Below are 16,617 nucleotides of genomic sequence, written 5' to 3' on the forward strand. Positions count from 1 at the left end.
TTGCGATAACCAACCTTGGCACATCGATGCCGCAAGGGGGCCATCCACCCCATCAAGTCCGGGCATGACAGCAGAGTTTAAGAAACGAGTGTCAAGCATTTGATCAGATACGATTTCTCCGGTCAGGTGGCCGTCGTCACCGGCGGGGCGCAGGGCATCGGCAAGGCCATCGCCGAGGGCCTCGGCCGCTTCGGCGCCGTAGTGCGGGTCTGGGACCTCGAGGCGCCGGAGTCCGAGGACCTGATCGGGCAGCGGGTCGACGTGACCGATCCCGACGGCATTGCCGCGGCGCGCGACGGCCTTCTGGCGGAGCAGGGCCGGATCGACATCCTGGTCAACTGCGCCGGCATCGCCGGCTCGACCCGGCCGGTGGTGGAGACCGATCCGGCGGAGTGGCGCCGGGTGGTCGAGGTCAACCTCTTCGGCGTCTATCACGTCAGCCGCCTGGTCGTGCCGGTCATGCAGACGGTCGGGCGGGGCCGGATCGTCAACGTCGCCTCCCTGGCGGGCAAGGAAGGCACGCCCAACGCCTCGGCCTACAGCGCCGCCAAGGCGGGGGTCATCGCCTTCACCAAGTCCCTGGGCAAGGAGCTGGCGGCGACCAATATCCGGGTCAACGCCATCGCGCCCGCGGCCGTGAAGACCGCGATCCTCGATCAGATGGCGCCGGCCCACGTCGAGACCATGATCGCCAAGAGCCCGATGCAGCGCCTGGGCAGGGTCGAGGAGGTAGCAGCGCTCACCCTTTGGCTCTGCTCCGAGGCCTGTAGCTTCAACAGCGGCGCGGTTTTCGACCTCTCCGGCGGCCGCGCGACCTACTGACGCCGCCGGTCAGTTGCGCGACAGGGTCAGCCGCAGGTAGTTCAAGAGGCTGATCACCGCGAAGCTGCGCAGGCGGCGGCGGTCGCCGGGCAGGGCGATGCTGGTCGCCTGTTCCGCCTCGGCGCTCGAGATCGCCAGTGCGACGGTCTTGCTCGGCCCGTCGTCGCCGCCTGCGACGAGAAGGGCGGCGAGGCCGAAGTCGCTGCCGAAGGCCTCGCGGACAGCGCGGGCGGCGGCGAGCGCCCGGTCTTCGCCGGCCGTGTCGCTGTCCTCCGCCGGCGCGATACGGGCGCCGCGGAAGACCGCCATCGCTGGGTCGATCTCGCTCAGGCGCAGGGCCATGAGGCCGCCGGTCAGGCTCTCGGCCACGGCGAAGCCCTGACCGCGCGCGCGCAGCATCTCGATGACCACGTGCTCCATGGTCTCGCCGTCGACGCCGAAGACGATGTCGCCCAGGGCCTCCCGGATCACCCCTTCTTCCGCCGTCAGGATCTTTTCGGCCGCGGCTTCGTCCCTGGCCTTGACCGTGATCCGGACCTTGATGCCCTCGATGCCGCTGGCCTGGAAGGCGAGGGTCGGGTTGCCGGGGCCGTCCAGTTCCTCGACCCGCGCGGCCAGGATCTCGGCCAGGCCGGACTCGCTCTGGCCCCAGGTTCGCAGGACCCGGCTGCGGATCACCGCGGTCTGGCCCGAGCGTCGGCGCAGGTCCGGCAGCACCGTCTCGCGCATCATCTCCTGCAGCTCGTAGGGCACGCCGGGCAGGGCGTAGATCACTTTGTCGCCGACCGGGCAGATCAACCCGGGCGCCGTGCCGGGCATCTGCGGGATCACCGTCGCGCCCAGAGGCACGTCGGCCTGGCGGCGGTTGTTGTCGGCCATGACCCGGCCGCGTGATTCGAACATGACCCGGATCTTCTCGACGATGGCTTCGTCGCGCCGCATCTCGACGCCCATGATCCCGGCGACGACCTCGCGGGTGATGTCGTCCTGGGTCGGTCCCAGGCCGCCGCAGCAGATCACCGCGTCGCTGCGCTCAAGCGCCTGGCGCAGCGCCGCCTCCATGCGCGCGAAGTTGTCGCCGACCTTGACCTGGAAGTGGGAGTCGATGCCGGCCAGGGCCAGTTGCTCGCCGATCCAGGACGAATTGGTGTCGACGATCTGGCCGAGCAGCAGCTCGGTGCCGATGGCAACGACTTCGCAGCGCACGCACCTTCCTCTCTTCGAGCCGGGGTCTTATCCCCCGCCGAGAGGGTCCTGTCCAGCCGGCGTCGCCGGCATCGCGCTGCGCGCCGATCGCTGCGTCGGTGAGCGGTTGCGCCGGCCTGCGTCAAATCTGTGGCATTGGAGATTCCGCTGCAGGCGACGGGCCTTTTGCGATTAGAATGACTCAAAACAAACGTTAAGACGATTGATATACAACTTAAAAATGATGTCTAACGTCAAATCCACAACCATAAAGATCTGCGTCGATGAAGCGCAGGCGATAAACACGGGAGGTTGTCGGAAATGCGAAACTTTGCAGGGTTCTGCAGCGTTCTAGTCTTTGGAACGACCCTGGGGATCGGGCTGGCGGACCCGTCCGCGACGCGGGCCCAGGACTATTACACGAAGAAGTTCGAGTCCTTTCCCCAGTGCTGCCGAGTGCTGCGCGAGCATTCCAAACAGATGGGTGCCGAGGGCAAGCTTGCGACCAAGGTGGTCGACAACCAGGCCCTCTTCGTCGGGATGACCTTCGAAGGCTTGCCGAAGGTCTACACCTGCACGCCGACGGCCGATGGGGGCGGCATTCTCGGCAGCAGCCACGCGAACACAGATCTGGGTCTAGCCCCAATCGAGTAGGCGCCGCCTCTTGCGCCAGGGTCTCGCCTGCAAGGGGGGGCAGGCGGACCTGGCGGCGGCGGGGCGCGGCCGCGCGAAGGCTTGCGGCTTCCGCCCGATCCGGGAAAGCGAGATCTTCTGACCATGGGAGGGGGTCCTGAGATGTCACACAGTCTGTCCAAGGCCTTGGTTCTGGCCGTTGCTACCGCAGCGGTTTCGATCGGCTTCGCCGCCTCGCAGCCTGCCGAAGCGGGCAGTGCCGCGAAGCTGCGCGAGCAGGTCAACCGCGGCACCGTCGGGATCGTCGCCGGCGACATGCACAGCGCCACGGTCCGCATGTCGAGGGACCTCGCGGCGGTTCTCGACGACGGCGACAACCGGCGGGTCCTCACCGTGGTCGGCAAGGGCTCGGTTCAGAACATCCTCGACCTGCTCTACCTGCGCGATATCGACGTCGCCATCGTACAGTCGGATGTCCTGGAGTATTTCAAGGCCCGAAGCGTCCATCCGGATGTCGAGAACGCGATCCGCTATCTGGCCAAGCTGCACAACGAGGAACTGCACCTGCTGGTCCGCGACGACATCCAGAGCATCGACGATCTGGCCGGCAAGCCCGTGAGCTTCGGCGCCCTCGGCAGTGGCACCTACATCACCGCGTCGATCCTCTTCGGGGCCCTGAAGGTCGGTGTCCAGCCGCTGATGCTCGACCAGTCCCTGGCCCTGGAGAAGTTGAAGGCCGGCAAGATCGCCGGCCTGGTCTCCGTCGTCGGCAAGCCTGCCCGCCTCTTTACCGAGATCACGTCGGAAGACGGCCTCAAGCTTCTGCCGGTGCCGCTGCCGCCGAAGCTCCTTGAGGCCTACCTGCCGGCCAAGCTGACCAGCGACGACTATCCGGATCTGATCGCGGCAGACGCGCCGCTCCAGACCGTCGGCGTCGGCAGCGTCATGGCGGTCTACAACTGGAACCCGAACAACTGGCGCTACGCCAAGGTCGAGAGGTTCACCGAAGCCTTCTTCGCGGAGTTCGAGTCGCTCCACGGCCCGGGCCGCCATCCCAAGTGGGCCGAGGTCAACCTCGCCGCCGAGCTGCCGGGGTGGCAGCGCTTCGGGCCCGCGCAGCGCTGGCTGGAGGACCACAGGGGCAAGCGCTCGGTCGAGGTCGCCGAGGGCGAGCTGCTGCTCGAGTTCCAGCGCTTCCTGAGTCAGGCCAAGATCGGCGAGGTGCCCCCTTCGCAGGAGTCGAAGGAGACCCTCTTCGAGGAGTTCGAGCGCTGGATGAGCGCGACCAGGAACTGATACCAAGGAGCGCTGATTGAGGCGGAGCCCCTCTAGATCAAACTGCGCTCGATTGGACTCAATTGAGCGCAGTTTGATCTATTCCATATAGATAGAGCAGCTTATCTGCGTTCGAATGAACGCAGGCTGCTCTAGGCGGGTCCTGCCTTTCGCTCCTGCCTACCAGCAGGTGTAGCCGCCGTCGACCAGGACCACCGAGCCGGTCATCAGGCTAGCGGCGTCGGAGGCCAGGAACAGCACGGCCGAGGCGATCTCGTCGACCTCGCCCATGCGGCCCATGGGCGTGCTGGCCATCCAGACGTCGTAGAGCGCCGGGTTCTCTTTCACGAAGGCGGTCAGCGGCGTGTTGATATAGGTCGGCGCCACGGCGTTGACCCGCACCCCGCGGCCGGCCCACTCGGCGGCCAGGGACTTGGTCAGGTGGTGCACGGCGGCCTTGGAGGCGTTGTAGTAGGACTGCTCCTGCGGCTTGTTGACGATGAAACCGGACATCGAGCCGATGTTGACCACCGCGCCCCTGCCGGCTTGCAGCATGTGCCGGCCGAAGGCGCGGCAGCACCAGAAGACGCCGTTGAGGTTGACGTCGACGACGTTCAGCCAGTGCTCGTCGGTCACCTCTTCCGCCGGGGTCTCGCTGCGCGCGATGCCCGCATTGCAGACCAGGATGTCGATGCCGCCGCGGGCGGCGGCGATCTGGTCGGCAACGGCTGTGACCCGGTCCGGGGCCGTGACGTCCATCTCGACGATCTCGGCGTCATAGCCCTTGCCGCGCAGGATGTCGCGGCCGGCCTCGGCCTCGGCCATGTCGACCTCGGCGATGACGACCTGCGCACCGGCCTCCGAGAGGGCCTCGCAGCAGGCCAGGCCGATGCTGCGGCCGCCGCCGGTGACAACGGCGCTGCGCCCCGACAGGTCGTATTTCTCCAGATACATTTCCGCTCCCCGGTCAGCTCATCCAATTGCCGCCGTCGACGTTGAAGGTCTGGGCGACCACGTAGTCGCTCTCCGCCGAGGCCAGGAAGACCGCGGCGCCGACGTGGTCCTCCGGCCGCCCCATGCGGCCGAAGGGCACGGCCTCGCCGACCAGCCGCTTCTTCTCGCCGATCGCGCGCCCCTCGTACCTGGCGAAGAGCGCATCGACCTCGTCCCACATCGGCGTGTCGACCACGCCCGGCGAGATCCCGTTGACGTTGATCCGGTACCGGATCAGGTCCAGGCCGGCCGACTGGGTCAGGCTGATCACCGCCGCCTTGCTGGCGCAGTAGACGGCGACCAGGGCCTCGCCGCGACGTCCCGCCTGGGAGGCCATGTTGATGATCTTGCCGCCGCGGCCCTGGGCGATCATCTGCTTGGCGGCCGCCTGCAGGGTGAACAGCAGGCCCTTGACGTTGACCCCGAAGACACGGTCGTAGCTCTGCTCGGTGATCTCGACGATCGGCGCCATGTCGAAGACCGCCGCGTTGTTGACCAGGATGTCGATCGGCCCGCTTCCGGACACGGCCTCGACCATCGCGTCGATCGAGGCCCGGTCGGTGACGTCGAGGGTGAGGCCCGCGGCCCTGTCGCCGACGGCGCGGGCGGTCTCGGTAGCGGCGGCGCCGTCGAGATCGGCGACGAAGACCTCGGCGCCCTCGGCGAGAAAGCCGGCGGCGATGGCGCGGCCGATCCCCCGCGCACCGCCGGTGACGATCGCCCGTTTGCCGTCGAGCCTCATCGGGTCACTCTCATCGGGCCAGGGCCTTTCCCTCCGGGTCGAAGCGGTGCAGGCGTGTCGGGTCCGGGCTGACGAAGACCGCCTCGCCATGGCTGAGCGCGAACTCGCCGGGAGTCCGGACCGTGATCGGGCCGGTTCCTTCCGCCTCGACATGGATGAAGGTGTCGGAGCCCAGGTGCTCCGCAACTCCGGCGGTGCCCCGCCACTTGCCAGCCTCGCGCGAGAGCGTCAGATGCTCAGGGCGGATTCCGATCGTCGCGGCGCCGAACTCCGCCGCCGCCGCACCCTCGATCAGGTTCATCCGGGGCGAGCCAATGAAGCCGGCGACAAAGAGATTGGCCGGCGCGTTGTAGAGCTCCAGTGGGGTACCGCTTTGCTCGATCTCGCCGCCGTTCAGGACCACGATCTTCTCGGCCATAGTCATGGCTTCGACCTGGTCGTGGGTGACGTAGATCATCGTGGTCTTGAGCGACTGGTGCAGCTCGCTGATCTCCAGGCGCATCTGCACCCGGAGCGCGGCATCGAGGTTCGACAGGGGCTCGTCGAAGAGGAAGGCGCGGGGCTGGCGCACGATGGCGCGGCCGATGGCGACGCGCTGCCGCTGGCCGCCGGAGAGCTCGCGGGGCTTGCGCTCGAGGTAGTCCTCCAACTGCAGGGTGCGCGCGGCGGCCCGGACCTTCTCCGTCCGCTCGGCCTTGGCGACGCCGGCCAGGCGCAGGGCGAAGCCAAGGTTGTCGGCCACGGTCATGTGCGGGTAGAGGGCGTAGGACTGGAAGACCATGGCCAGGCCGCGGCCGTCCGGCGGTATGTCGTTGACCCGCTCGCCGTCGATCCGGATCTCGCCTTCGGAGATGTCCTCGAGGCCGGCGACCATGCGCAGCAGGGTCGACTTGCCGCAGCCCGAGGGGCCGACGAAGACCACGAAGGCGCCGTCCTCGATCTCCAGGTCGACGCCCTTGATCACCTCGAGGTCGCCGTAGGTCTTGCGCAAGCCTTGCAGGGTGAGCTGTGCCACGGGCCGCTCCCGTCCTACTTCACGGCACCGAAGGTCAGGCCGCGTACCAGCTGGCGCTGGCTCATCCAGCCGAAGATCAGGATCGGCGCGATGGCCAGGCTGGAGGCGGCCGAGAGCTTGGCCCAGAACAAGCCTTCAGGCGCCGAGAAGGAGGCGATGAAGGCGGTGAGGGGTGCGGCATCCGAGGTCGTCAGGTTGAGACTCCAGAAGGCCTCATTCCAGCAGAGGATGATCGACAGCAGGGCGGTCGAGGCGATGCCTGGCAGCGCCAACGGCATCAGCAGGAAGAGCAGCTCCTGCCGCGGCCGGGCGCCGTCCATGCGGCCGGCCTCGAGGATGTCCTTCGGCACCTCCTTGAAGAAGGTGAAGAGCATCCAGATCACGATCGGCAGGTTCATCAGCGCGTAGACCAGGATAAGTCCGAGGTGGGTGTCGATCAAACCGAGGTCGCGAAAGATCAGGTAGATCGGCACCAGCACGCCGACCGGCGGCAGCATCTTGGTCGAGAGCATCCACAGCAGGGTGCCCCGGGTCCGGCGGCTGGGATAGAAGGCCATGGCATAGGCGGCCGGCACGGCGAGGAGCAGCGCCAGCAGGGTCGCGCCCAGGGAGATGACAGTGGAGTTGAGGGCGAACTTGACGTAGTCGGCGCGCTGCTGGACCGCGGCGTAATTCTCCAGGGTCGGCTCGAAGAACAGGGAAGGAGGGGTCGAGACGGCCTCGACCTCGGTCTTGAAGCCGGTCAGCAGCATCCAGAAGATCGGGAAGAAGAGCAGCGCCGAGACCAACCAGGCCAGACCTGTGACGATCAGCTTGTGGCGGGTCTTGCGGGTCATGGTCGGCCTCAAGTCTCCAGGCCGCGCGCGATCGTGCGAATCAGAAAGACCGCGACGACGTTGGCCAGGATGATGGCGACGACTCCGCCGGCGGAAGCGCCGCCGACGTCGAACTCCAGCAGCGCCCGGATGTAGATCAGGAAGGCGAGGTTGGTGCTCGCCAGGCCCGGCCCGCCCGAGGTGGTCACGAAGATCTCGGCGAAGACCGTCAGGAAGAAGATGGTCTGGATCATGACCACGACGCTGATCGCGCGGCCGAGGTGCGGCAGGATGATGAAGAAGAACATGGCGAGGGGCCTGGCGCCGTCCATGCGCGCGGCCTCCTTCTGCTCGTGGTCCAGGGACTGGATCGCGGTCAAGAGGATCAGGGTCGCAAAGGGGATCCACTGCCAGGCAACGATGATGACGATCGAGGTCAGCGGCAGGTCGGCGAACCAGTCGATGGTGCCGAGACCCAGGGCGTTGGTGATCGCCGCGAAAAGCCCGTTGACCGGGTGCATCAGCATGTTCTTCCAGACCAGGGCGCTGACCGTCGGCATGACGAAGAAGGGCGCGATGGCCAGCAGGCGCGCCACCGGACGGCCCCAGAAGTCCTGGTCGAAAAGGACCGCCAGCAGGATGCCGCTGACCACCGTGATCAGCAGCACGCCGCCGACGAGCAGCAGGGTGTTCCACAGCACGGGGAGGAGCGCCGGATCCTCCAGCAGGAAGACGTAGTTCTCCCAGCCCGCGAAGCCGGTCATCAGCGGATTGAGAAGGTTGTAGCGCTGGAAGGAGAACCAGAGCGTCATGCCCAGCGGCACCAGCATCCAGAGCAGCAACGCGCCGACCGAAGGCGCCAAGAGCGGTAGGGTCCTGACGCTGCGTTGCGTGCCTATCGCCGTGGTTCGAAGCATGTTCTGGCGGGATTCTCCGGAGCGAACCCTCACCCGCTCGCGGCTCTCGCCGCTTCCACCCTCTCCCCGGGGGAGAGGGTTGTGGAGGCTTGGCGAGGCGATAGCCGCGCCCTAGCCGGAGCCGGGTGAGGGGAGCGAACTTAGCCGAAACGGATCGAAACCCCGGCCGGTCATTTCGGGTAGCCGGCCTGCTTCATGGTCCGCTCGGTCGCCCGTTGCGCGGTCTCCAGCGCCTGATCGACCGACATCTGACCGGAGAGGGCGGCCGCGACCGACTGACCGACCTGGGTGCCGATTCCCTGAAACTCCGGAATGGCGACGAATTGGATGCCGGTATAGGGCACCGGATCCTTGGTCGGTTTCGAAGGATCGGCGGCCAGGATCGAGCCGACCGTGAACTCTGCGAAGGGCGCCGCCTTGATGTAGGCTGGATTATCGTAGGTCGATTTTCTCGTGCCCGGCGGTGCGGCGACCCAGCCCTCGGTCTCGCCGACCAGCTTGACGTAGTCCTTGGAGGTCGCCCACTTCATGAAGTCTTTCGCCGCCGCAACCTTCTGGGAGCTTGCCGGGATCGCGAGCGCCCAGGCCCAGAACCAGCCGGCGCCGTTCTCGGTCGCCTCGACCGGCGCCTTGGCGAAGCTGGTCTTGTCCGCAACCTTGCTCTCTGAGGGATTGTAGATGTAGCCGGCGGCCGAGGTCGCATCGACCCACATCGCGCAGTTGCCGCTGGCGAAGAGGGCGCGGTTCTCGTTGTGGCCGTTGGAGCTGGCGCCCGGCGGGCCATAGTTGTTGAGGATGTCGACGTAGTAGTTGATCGCCTTCTTCCAGGGCTCGGAGGTCAGCTGCGGCTTCCAGTCCATGTCGAACCAGCGGCCGCCGAAGGTGTTCACCAGGGTGCCGACGAAGGCCATGTTCTCGCCCCAGCCCGGCTTGCCGCGGAGGCAAACGCCGTACTGCTGCTTGTCCGGTTTATGCAGCTTCTTGGCGAAGTCCAGGAACTGCGCGTAGGTCGGCTGGTCCGGCATGGTCAGGCCGGCGGCCTCGAAGAGGTCCTTGCGGTAGAAGGTGAAGGAGCTCTCGGCGTAGAAGGGCACGGCGTAGAGCTTGCCGTCCGCGGAGAGGCCGTTGCGCACGCCCTCGAAGATGTCCTCGTAGTCGTAGTCGTCGCCGAAGTCGTCGAGCTGGACCAGCCAGTTCTGCCGGCCCCAGATCGGAGCCTCGTAGGCGCCGATGGTGATGATGTCGAACTGTCCGCCCTTGGTCGCGATGTCGGTGGTCACCCGCTGGCGCAGGACGTTCTCCTCCAGGACCACCCATTCCAGCTCATGGCCGCTGTCCTTCTCCCACTGGGGAGAGAGCTTCTGCATGATGATCATGTCGGAGTTGTTGACCGTGGCGATGGTGATCTTTTCGGCCTGCGCGGGCAGGGCGGCGGCCAGCAGGCCGGCCAGGAACGCGCAGGTCGTTGTTGCTTTTTTCATTCTTGCCTCCCTCATATGGCCTTCGACTATAGGACAAGTGTCGAGGCGGGTCATAGGTTTCCGGCCGAGTCTTCAGCGCCCGTTGAATCCGCCCCGCGGCCTTTGTCACGCGCCCCAGCGCAGGGCCGCGGTGTGGACCGGCGCGTCCCAGAGCCGGAGCATCTCGTCGTCGAGCCGGGTGAGGGTGATCGAGCAGCCGGCCATGTCGAGCGAGGTGCAGTAGTTGCCCACCAGGGAACGGGCGATGGTGAGCCCGCGGTCCCGGCAGAGCGTCGCCGCGGCCTGGTAGACCAGATAAAGCTCCATCAGAGGCGTGCCGCCCATCCCGTTGACGAACAAAAGAACCCGCTCGCCGTTTTTCGGCGCAAGGGCCTCGGAGATGGCGCCGACCATCTCGGCCGCGATCTCCTCCGCGCTCGCCAGGGCGACCCGGCGCCGGCCCGGCTCGCCGTGGATGCCGACGCCCATTTCCATCTCGCCCTCGCCGAGCTCGAAGGTCGGCTTGCCGGCGGCGGGCACGGTGCAGCTGGTCAGCGCCACGCCCATCGAGCCGGTCGCCGTGTTGACTCTCGCGCCCAGGGCCTGACAGGCGGCAAGGTCGGCGCCGTCCTCGGCGGCGGCGCCGACGATCTTCTCGACCACCACGGTGCCGGCGACACCGCGCCGGCCCTGGGTGTAGAGCGAGTCCTCGACTGCGACGTCGTCGTTGGTCAGCACCGTCGCGACCTCGCCGTCGAGCATCTCGGCGGCCATCTCGAAGTTCATCACGTCGCCGGAGTAGTTCTTCACGACGAAGAGGACGCCGGCGCCGCCATCGACCGCCTGGGCGGCCGCCAGCATCTGGTCCGGGGTCGGCGAGGTAAAGACCTCGCCGGGGCAGGCGGCATCCAGCATGCCCTTGCCGACGAAGCCGGCGTGCAACGGCTCGTGCCCGGAGCCGCCGCCGGAGACCAGGGCGACCTTGCCCTGGCTGGCGCCGCCGGCGCGGGTCACGAACTTCGGCGCCAGGCTGACCCTGACCAGGTCGCCGTGGGCGGTACCGAAGCCGCTGAGGCTGTCGTTCAGGACGTCGTCGACGGCGTTGATCAGCTTCTTCATCGCTTCTCTCCCCTAACGCTCCGAAAAAGGGATCAGAGTCATTTTCGGGTTCGCTTCGCTCCGGCGCAACGAGCCGCCCTCAGCAGGCCTCGAAGATGATCGCTTGCGAAAAATGACTCTGACCCCTTTTTCATGGCTCCTCTGACTAGAATCACTCGTCCTTGCGTGCGAGCGCAATCATGCGTCGGGCCATCTCCTCGATGGCTTCGGCGACTTCGTTCTGGCGCTTCGGATCCTCGAAGGCCGGGATCTCGATCTCGAGCACGCGGCGGCCGGACGGGGCGACCTCCTCCGGGAAGACCGCCTGCTGGGGGTGCGCCTTGCGGTAGGCGGCCAGGAAGGCGCGGCGCTCCTCCGGCGAGAAGTGGCAGATCTTCATGATGCTGGCGACGTGCTGCGCCGGCAGGGGAACCCGGTAGTTGGGATTGGTGATCTGCGAGACGAAGCTCTTGTGGGTGCCGAGAGCCTCGGCGATGCGCTGCCGGGTGCCGGAGGGCCGGCGTTCCAGGAAGGTCTTGAGGAGGCTCTTATAGGCCCCGACCGCCTGGCCCGTATCCGGCCGGTCCTCGGCGGCGTCGGTCATGGGGCAGCCGCCTTTCCGCGCTCGCCGCGCAGCGCCAGCTTGACCCGGCCGAGCTGCGCCGGCGCCACGGACAACGAGCGCAGGCCGCAGTCGAGCAGCAGCGTGACCAGGGCGGTATCGCTGGCCAGGTCGCCGCAGAGCCCGATCTCGACCCCGCGCGCCCGGGCGGCCTCGACGCTGCGCGCGATCAGCTCGAGCACCGCCGGATGGTCGGCAAGGGCGAGGGCGGCTAGCGCCGGGTTGTCGCGGGCCGCCGCCATGACGTACTGGATCAGGTCGTTGGAGCCGATGGAGTAGAAGTCGGCCGCGAAGTCTCCGGCGGTCAGCGCCGCCGCCGGCACCTCGATCATGATGCCGAGCGCCGGCCTGCCGTGCGGCAGGCCCTCGGCGGCCAGCTCGGCCAGGACCTCGTCCAGCAGGCGCCGGGCCCGGTCGAGCTCCTCCGGCAAGGTCACCATCGGCAGCATGACCTTCAGCGGGCCCTCGGCGGCGGCCCGCGCCAGGGCGCGCAGCTGGACCCGGAAGACCTCGGGGTGGGCGAGGGAGAGCCGCAGGCCGCGCTGGCCCAGGAAGGGATTCGTCTCGGCGTCCATGGTGATGCCGGGGATCGGCTTGTCGCCGCCGGCATCCAGGGTGCGGATGGTGACCGGCTTGCCGCCGGCCCAGGCCAGGATCCGTCGGTAGACCGCGAGCTGCGCCGCCTCGTCCGGCGGCTCGCTGCCCGCGAAGAGGAACTCGGTGCGAGTCAGGCCGATGCCGTCGCAATGGGCCGGCGAAAGGCCCTCGAGGATCGCCGGGTCGTCGACGTTGATCAGGACCTGGACCCGTTCACCCTCGGCGGTGACAGCGTCCTCGGCGAGCGCCTCGGCCGCGGCCGCGTCGCCCTCGGCCCGGGCCTGGATGCGGCTCTGTACCTGTGCCAGGGTGCCGTCGCTGGGCGCCAGGATCAGCCGCCCGGCCTCGGCGTCGAGCACCGCCGGCGCGTCCGGGGCGAGGTGATCGAGCTCGGCGTCGAGGCCGACGATCAAGGGGATGCCCCGCGCGCGGGCCAGGATCGCGACGTGGCTGGTCTTGCTGCCGCCGCGGATCGCGCCGCCACCGAGGCGCTGCCAGTCGAGCTCGAGGAAGCGGCTCGGAGTCAGGTCTTCGGCGACCAGGATGGCGCCCTCGGCCAGGGCCGGCCGGCTGCCGCTTTCCTTGCTCGCCAGCGCCCGCAGCACCCGGTCCTTTAGGTCGGTCAGGTCCTCGGCCCGGGCCGAAAGGTATTCGTCCGCGCCGCTGCGGTACTCGGCGATCTCCCTGTCCAGGGCCTGGTCCCAGGCGCCGTGGGCGCTGCCGCCGGCCTGGACGTCCTTGAAGATCGGCGCCAGGAGGTCGTCGTCCTCCAGCAGCGCGAGCTGGAACTCCAGGATTCCGGCGGCCAGCTCGTCCTCGCCGGCGATCAGGGCGGCCAGATCCTCCTTGGCCCGCGCGACGGCGGCCAGCAGGGCCTCGCATTCCTGGGCGATGCTGCCGACCCGGCGCCCGCCGAGGCGGACGCCGCCGTCGCGCGCGATGCGGCCGATGACCAGGCCTTCGGCGGCCGGAATGCCCGCGATCACGCGCTCGCTGGTCGCTTCAGCCATCGAAGTCCCGTTCCACCAGGTCCACCAGGGCGGCCACCGCATCCGCGGCGTCGTCGCCGCTGGCCCGGAAGCAGAGGGTCGCGCCGTGGCCGGCCTTCAGCTTCATGACCGCGTTGGGCGACTTGGCGTTGACCCAGTCCGCCTCGGCCCCGACCCGGACCTCGACCGCGGCCTGGTAGGCCTTGGCGAGCTTGGTCAGCTTGACCGCCGGCCGGGCGTGGAGGCCGGTCGGGTCCCGGACCACCGCCTCGCCCAGCGCCTCGGTCAGGTCCTTGGCTGCGTCGCTCATGACAGGAACTCCTCGGCCGTGGCCCGGACCTCGGCCAGGGTGGAGCCGCCGGCGGCCTCGGTCGCGGCCATGACCGCGCCTTCCACGATCGGCGCGTTGCAGATCACGACCCGTTCCTGCATCTCGGCGGGCAGCATCTCGATGGCCATCTCGCTGTTGGTTTCCGCGCCGCCGAGGTCGATCAGCAGGGCCACGCCCGGAGGACCGAAGACCGACCGGATGGCCTCCATGATCGCCGGCACGCTGGTGCCCAGGCCGCCCTCGGGGTTGCCGCCGCAGTGGGCGACGCGGACCTCGTCGCCGACCATTTCCCGCACCATGTCGGCCGCGCCCTTCGCGACCTCGGAGGAATGCGAGACGATGACGATGGAGACGCAGTCGCTCATGTCTTGCCCTCGATGACGTCACAAACGGCATGGACCAGCAGCGTGGAGGATCGGGCCCCTGGATCCAGGTGCCCGACCGAGCGCTCGCCCAGGAAGGAGGCGCGGCCCTTGGTCGCCAGCATGTCCTTGGTCGCGGCCAGGCCTTGGTCGGCGGCCGCCCGGGCCGCCGCCGGGAGGTCGTCCCCGGCCGCCTTCAGGGCCGCCGCGACCGGGACCAGCACGTCGAGCATGGTCTTCTCCCCGGCCTCCGACTTGCCGCGCTTCTTCACCGCCTCCACGCCCTCGGCGAGCATCGCGGCCACGTCGGCCCCGCCGCTCGGGCTCTCCTGGCCGGCCGCCTTGCCCATGCCCATCAGCAGCGAGCCGTAGAGCGGACCCGAGGCGCCGCCGACGGTCATGACCAGGGTCATGCCCGCCTTCTGCAGCGCGCCGGGCAAGGGCAGGGCGCCGATCTCCTCGGCGGCCGCGGCGATGGCGTCGAAGCCGCGCTTCATGTTGACGCCGTGGTCGCCGTCGCCGATCGCCTGGTCGAGGGCGGTCAGCTCCTCGGCGTGCGCGGCGATGGTCGTCGCCGTCCGGGCGATCAGGCGCTGGAGCAGGTCAGGTGCCATAGGCGGCCTCCACCTTTGCCTTGGTTTCCGGTCCGGTGATCCTCCGGCCCGCCTTATCGAAGAAGAGCGCGGCGCCGGGGCGGACGGCGATCCGGGTCTTCTCGCCCTCGGCCACGGGATCGTGGGCGCCGAGCAGGGCCCGCAGGGTCAGACCCTCGACCGAGAGCAGGACCAGAGTCTCGACGCCCAGGTGCTCGACTGCCAGGACCTCGGCTGCCACCCCGTCCTCGCGATGCAGCAGGACATCCTCGGGCCGGACCCCGGTGGTCGCCGCCTCCGCGGGCAGGTCCTTCACGCCCAGGGTCCCGCTCGGCACCAGGTTGATCTGCGGGCTGCCGAGGCGGCGGGCGACGTGGATGTCGTTGGGCCGCTCGTAGACCTCGCGCGGCGCGCCAACCTGGACCAGGCGTCCCTCGGAAAGCACGCCGATGCGGTCGGCCAGGGTCATGGCCTCGAGCTGGTCGTGGGTGACGTAGAGGATGGTCGCGCCCAGGTCGCGCTGGATGCGCTTGAGCTCGATCCGAAGGTCCTCACGCAGCTTGGCGTCGAGCGAGGACAGCGGCTCGTCCATCAGGTAGATCGACGGGCGGCGGACCAAGGCGCGGCCGATGGCGACTCGCTGCATCTCGCCGCCGGAGAGCTGGGTCGCGCGGTTCTTCAGCTTGGACTCGATCCGCAGCAGGCGGGCGATCTCCCGCACGCGGGCCTCGATCTCCGCCGCCGGCCGCTTGCGGCCCGGCGCGCGCAGCGGAAAGGCGAGGTTGTCGAAGACCGTGTAGTGGGGATAGAGCGAGTACTGCTGAAACACGAAGCAGACGTCGCGCTCGGCGGGCGTAGTCTTTGTGACGTCGCGGCCGTCGATCTCGATGCGGCCTTGCTCCGGTCGTTCCAGGCCGGCGACCAGGCGCAAGGTGGTGGTTTTGCCGGCGCCGGTCGGGCCGAGCAGCACCACGAACTCGCCGTCGGCGATCGTGAGCGAGAGGTCGGAGACGGCCACCGTCTTGTCGAAGCGCTTGGTGACGCCGGTCAGCGCGACTTCAGGCATGACCACCTCGCTGGCCGGCTCCGGCGTAGAGGTCGCTCATCACCGCCTTGTCGCTCTCCGGATGGAAGACCACGAGCCGCTCGGTCTCGAAGTCGAGCCCGACCGCCTCCCCGTAGTCGACCCGCACCGTGTTGGGCGCGCGGATCTTCAGCCGGCCGGCGTCGGTATCGACCGTGACCAGCTGGCGCGTGCCCATGTACTCGACTCCGAAGACGCGGCCGCGCAGCGGGCCATCCTCGGCGATCCGGATGTGCTCCGGCCGGACGCCGAGGACCGCGTCCGCATGGTCGAGACCTTCGTGCAGCTTCGGTATGGCGATCTGGCCGCCGTTGACCTCAACGCCGCTGGCACCGGCCTCGAGACCGCCCTTGGCTTGGAGAAAGTTCATCGCCGGGCTGCCGATGAAGCTGGCAACGAAGCGGGTCGCCGGGCGCTCGTAGACCTCGACCGGCGGGCCGACCTGCAGCACCTCGCCCTCGTCCATGACGCAGATCCGGTCGGCCATGGACATGGCCTCGATCTGGTCGTGGGTCACGTAGACCGTGGTCGCCCCGATGCGGTTGTGCAGCAGGCGCAGCTCCTCGCACATCAGCTCGCGGAACTCGGCGTCCAGGGCGCCCAGGGGCTCGTCCATCAGGAAGGCCTTGGCCCGGCGCACAATGGCCCGGCCCAGGGCGACCCGCTGCCGGTCGCCGCTGGACAGGCCGCTGACCGGACGATTGAGCAGGTGATCGATGCGTAGCAGCCTGGCCACCTCCTCGGTGCGCTCGCGGATCTCGCGGCGCGGCAGGCGCTGGATCCGGAGCGGGAAGGAGATGTTCTTGCGCACGTTCATGTGCGGGTAGAGCGCGAAGAGCTGGAACACGAAGGCGATGTCGCGCTCCGAGCCGCGGTTGAAGGTGACGTCCTCGCCGTCGAGGAAGATCTGGCCGGCGCTCGGCATCTCCAGGCCGGCGATCATGCGCAGGGTCGTGGTCTTGCCGCAGCCCGAGGGGCCGAGCATGACGAAGAACTCGCCGTCGCGGACAGTGAAGGACGAATCCCGCACCGCGACGAAGTCGCCGAAGGCCTTGTGCAGCTTCTCGATGCGGATCTCGGCCAC

General features: G+C 68.4%; 18 protein-coding genes. 3 read left to right on the forward strand and 15 right to left on the reverse strand.

The window, feature by feature from the left end:
* Positions 1-99: 99 nt before the first annotated feature.
* Positions 100-822 (forward strand): SDR family NAD(P)-dependent oxidoreductase, encoded by a 723-nt coding sequence (locus QNJ30_00005; GenBank protein ID MDJ0941817.1) that lies wholly within the window; start codon positions 100-102, stop codon positions 820-822.
* Positions 823-831: 9 nt separating this feature from the next.
* Here the strand turns inward: QNJ30_00005 and QNJ30_00010 are convergent, their stop codons facing one another.
* Complete coding sequence (locus QNJ30_00010; protein ID MDJ0941818.1) at positions 832-2,028, reverse strand: CinA family nicotinamide mononucleotide deamidase-related protein; 1,197 nt, start codon at positions 2,026-2,028, stop codon at positions 832-834.
* Positions 2,029-2,328: 300 nt separating this feature from the next.
* Here QNJ30_00010 and QNJ30_00015 point away from each other — a divergent pair, with 300 nt between their 5' ends.
* Positions 2,329-2,661, forward strand: coding sequence for a hypothetical protein (locus QNJ30_00015; protein MDJ0941819.1), 333 nt, complete (start codon positions 2,329-2,331; stop codon positions 2,659-2,661).
* A 141-nt stretch (positions 2,662-2,802) separates the two neighbouring features.
* Positions 2,803-3,936, forward strand: a complete 1,134-nt coding sequence (locus tag QNJ30_00020; GenBank protein MDJ0941820.1) for a TAXI family TRAP transporter solute-binding subunit — start codon at positions 2,803-2,805, stop codon at positions 3,934-3,936.
* A gap of 159 nt (positions 3,937-4,095) precedes the next feature.
* On the opposite strand, the gene QNJ30_00025 is transcribed toward QNJ30_00020, so the two are convergent.
* The 14 genes from QNJ30_00025 to QNJ30_00090 all read right to left on the reverse strand — a co-directional run bounded on the left by QNJ30_00025 (position 4,096) and on the right by QNJ30_00090 (position 16,617).
* Positions 4,096-4,869 carry an SDR family oxidoreductase gene (locus QNJ30_00025; protein MDJ0941821.1) on the reverse strand — a complete coding sequence of 258 codons (774 nt, stop codon included), beginning with the start codon at positions 4,867-4,869 and terminating at the stop codon, positions 4,096-4,098.
* A 13-nt stretch (positions 4,870-4,882) separates the two neighbouring features.
* Complete coding sequence (locus QNJ30_00030) at positions 4,883-5,650, reverse strand: L-iditol 2-dehydrogenase (GenBank protein MDJ0941822.1); 768 nt, start codon at positions 5,648-5,650, stop codon at positions 4,883-4,885.
* Between the two features lie 10 nt (positions 5,651-5,660).
* Complete coding sequence (gene ugpC, locus QNJ30_00035; protein MDJ0941823.1) at positions 5,661-6,665, reverse strand: sn-glycerol-3-phosphate ABC transporter ATP-binding protein UgpC; 1,005 nt, start codon at positions 6,663-6,665, stop codon at positions 5,661-5,663.
* Positions 6,666-6,679: 14 nt separating this feature from the next.
* Positions 6,680-7,501 (reverse strand): carbohydrate ABC transporter permease, encoded by an 822-nt coding sequence (locus QNJ30_00040; GenBank protein ID MDJ0941824.1) that lies wholly within the window; start codon positions 7,499-7,501, stop codon positions 6,680-6,682.
* 8 nt (positions 7,502-7,509) lie between these two features.
* Positions 7,510-8,397, reverse strand: a complete 888-nt coding sequence (locus tag QNJ30_00045) for a sugar ABC transporter permease (protein MDJ0941825.1) — start codon at positions 8,395-8,397, stop codon at positions 7,510-7,512.
* A gap of 170 nt (positions 8,398-8,567) precedes the next feature.
* A complete protein-coding gene (locus tag QNJ30_00050) occupies positions 8,568-9,878 on the reverse strand; it encodes a sugar ABC transporter substrate-binding protein (GenBank protein ID MDJ0941826.1) in 1,311 nt (436 codons plus the stop codon).
* Positions 9,879-9,983: 105 nt separating this feature from the next.
* On the reverse strand, positions 9,984-10,976 hold the full coding sequence (gene dhaK / locus QNJ30_00055; GenBank protein ID MDJ0941827.1) for a dihydroxyacetone kinase subunit DhaK: 993 nt from the start codon (positions 10,974-10,976) through the stop codon (positions 9,984-9,986).
* 151 nt (positions 10,977-11,127) lie between these two features.
* Positions 11,128-11,559: a hypothetical protein gene (locus QNJ30_00060; protein ID MDJ0941828.1), complete on the reverse strand. Its 432-nt coding sequence runs from the start codon at positions 11,557-11,559 to the stop codon at positions 11,128-11,130.
* Entirely contained in the window at positions 11,556-13,184 is a 1,629-nt protein-coding gene (ptsP, locus tag QNJ30_00065) for a phosphoenolpyruvate--protein phosphotransferase (GenBank protein MDJ0941829.1), read from the reverse strand. Before ptsP ends, QNJ30_00060 begins: the two co-directional genes overlap by 4 nt.
* Positions 13,177-13,473, reverse strand: a complete 297-nt coding sequence (locus tag QNJ30_00070; protein MDJ0941830.1) for an HPr family phosphocarrier protein — start codon at positions 13,471-13,473, stop codon at positions 13,177-13,179. The genes ptsP and QNJ30_00070 overlap by 8 nt, the downstream gene beginning before the upstream one ends.
* The gene (gene dhaM, locus QNJ30_00075) at positions 13,470-13,859 is read right to left on the reverse strand and encodes a dihydroxyacetone kinase phosphoryl donor subunit DhaM (GenBank protein MDJ0941831.1); all 390 of its coding nucleotides are present in this window, start codon (positions 13,857-13,859) and stop codon (positions 13,470-13,472) included. Before dhaM ends, QNJ30_00070 begins: the two co-directional genes overlap by 4 nt.
* Positions 13,856-14,470: a dihydroxyacetone kinase subunit DhaL gene (gene dhaL / locus QNJ30_00080; protein MDJ0941832.1), complete on the reverse strand. Its 615-nt coding sequence runs from the start codon at positions 14,468-14,470 to the stop codon at positions 13,856-13,858. The genes dhaM and dhaL overlap by 4 nt, the downstream gene beginning before the upstream one ends.
* Positions 14,460-15,515 (reverse strand): ABC transporter ATP-binding protein, encoded by a 1,056-nt coding sequence (locus tag QNJ30_00085; GenBank protein MDJ0941833.1) that lies wholly within the window; start codon positions 15,513-15,515, stop codon positions 14,460-14,462. The genes dhaL and QNJ30_00085 overlap by 11 nt, the downstream gene beginning before the upstream one ends.
* Complete coding sequence (locus QNJ30_00090) at positions 15,508-16,617, reverse strand: ABC transporter ATP-binding protein (protein ID MDJ0941834.1); 1,110 nt, start codon at positions 16,615-16,617, stop codon at positions 15,508-15,510. Before QNJ30_00090 ends, QNJ30_00085 begins: the two co-directional genes overlap by 8 nt.

This window comes from Kiloniellales bacterium, from assembly GCA_030066685.1.
In the GTDB taxonomy this organism is placed as follows: domain Bacteria; phylum Pseudomonadota; class Alphaproteobacteria; order Kiloniellales; family JAKSBE01; genus JAKSBE01.

Coding starts and splice junctions, on each gene's coding strand:
- QNJ30_00015 (MDJ0941819.1), top strand. CDS start 2,329: ATGCGAAACTTTGCAGGGTTCTGCAGCGTTCTAGTCTTTGGAACGACC.
- QNJ30_00020 (MDJ0941820.1), top strand. CDS start 2,803: ATGTCACACAGTCTGTCCAAGGCCTTGGTTCTGGCCGTTGCTACCGCA.
- QNJ30_00025 (MDJ0941821.1), bottom strand. CDS start 4,869: ATGTATCTGGAGAAATACGACCTGTCGGGGCGCAGCGCCGTTGTCACC.
- QNJ30_00030 (MDJ0941822.1), bottom strand. CDS start 5,650: ATGAGGCTCGACGGCAAACGGGCGATCGTCACCGGCGGTGCGCGGGGG.
- QNJ30_00040 (MDJ0941824.1), bottom strand. CDS start 7,501: ATGACCCGCAAGACCCGCCACAAGCTGATCGTCACAGGTCTGGCCTGG.
- QNJ30_00045 (MDJ0941825.1), bottom strand. CDS start 8,397: ATGCTTCGAACCACGGCGATAGGCACGCAACGCAGCGTCAGGACCCTA.
- QNJ30_00050 (MDJ0941826.1), bottom strand. CDS start 9,878: ATGAAAAAAGCAACAACGACCTGCGCGTTCCTGGCCGGCCTGCTGGCC.
- dhaK (MDJ0941827.1), bottom strand. CDS start 10,976: ATGAAGAAGCTGATCAACGCCGTCGACGACGTCCTGAACGACAGCCTC.
- QNJ30_00060 (MDJ0941828.1), bottom strand. CDS start 11,559: ATGACCGACGCCGCCGAGGACCGGCCGGATACGGGCCAGGCGGTCGGG.
- ptsP (MDJ0941829.1), bottom strand. CDS start 13,184: ATGGCTGAAGCGACCAGCGAGCGCGTGATCGCGGGCATTCCGGCCGCC.
- QNJ30_00070 (MDJ0941830.1), bottom strand. CDS start 13,473: ATGAGCGACGCAGCCAAGGACCTGACCGAGGCGCTGGGCGAGGCGGTG.
- dhaM (MDJ0941831.1), bottom strand. CDS start 13,859: ATGAGCGACTGCGTCTCCATCGTCATCGTCTCGCATTCCTCCGAGGTC.
- dhaL (MDJ0941832.1), bottom strand. CDS start 14,470: ATGGCACCTGACCTGCTCCAGCGCCTGATCGCCCGGACGGCGACGACC.
- QNJ30_00085 (MDJ0941833.1), bottom strand. CDS start 15,515: ATGCCTGAAGTCGCGCTGACCGGCGTCACCAAGCGCTTCGACAAGACG.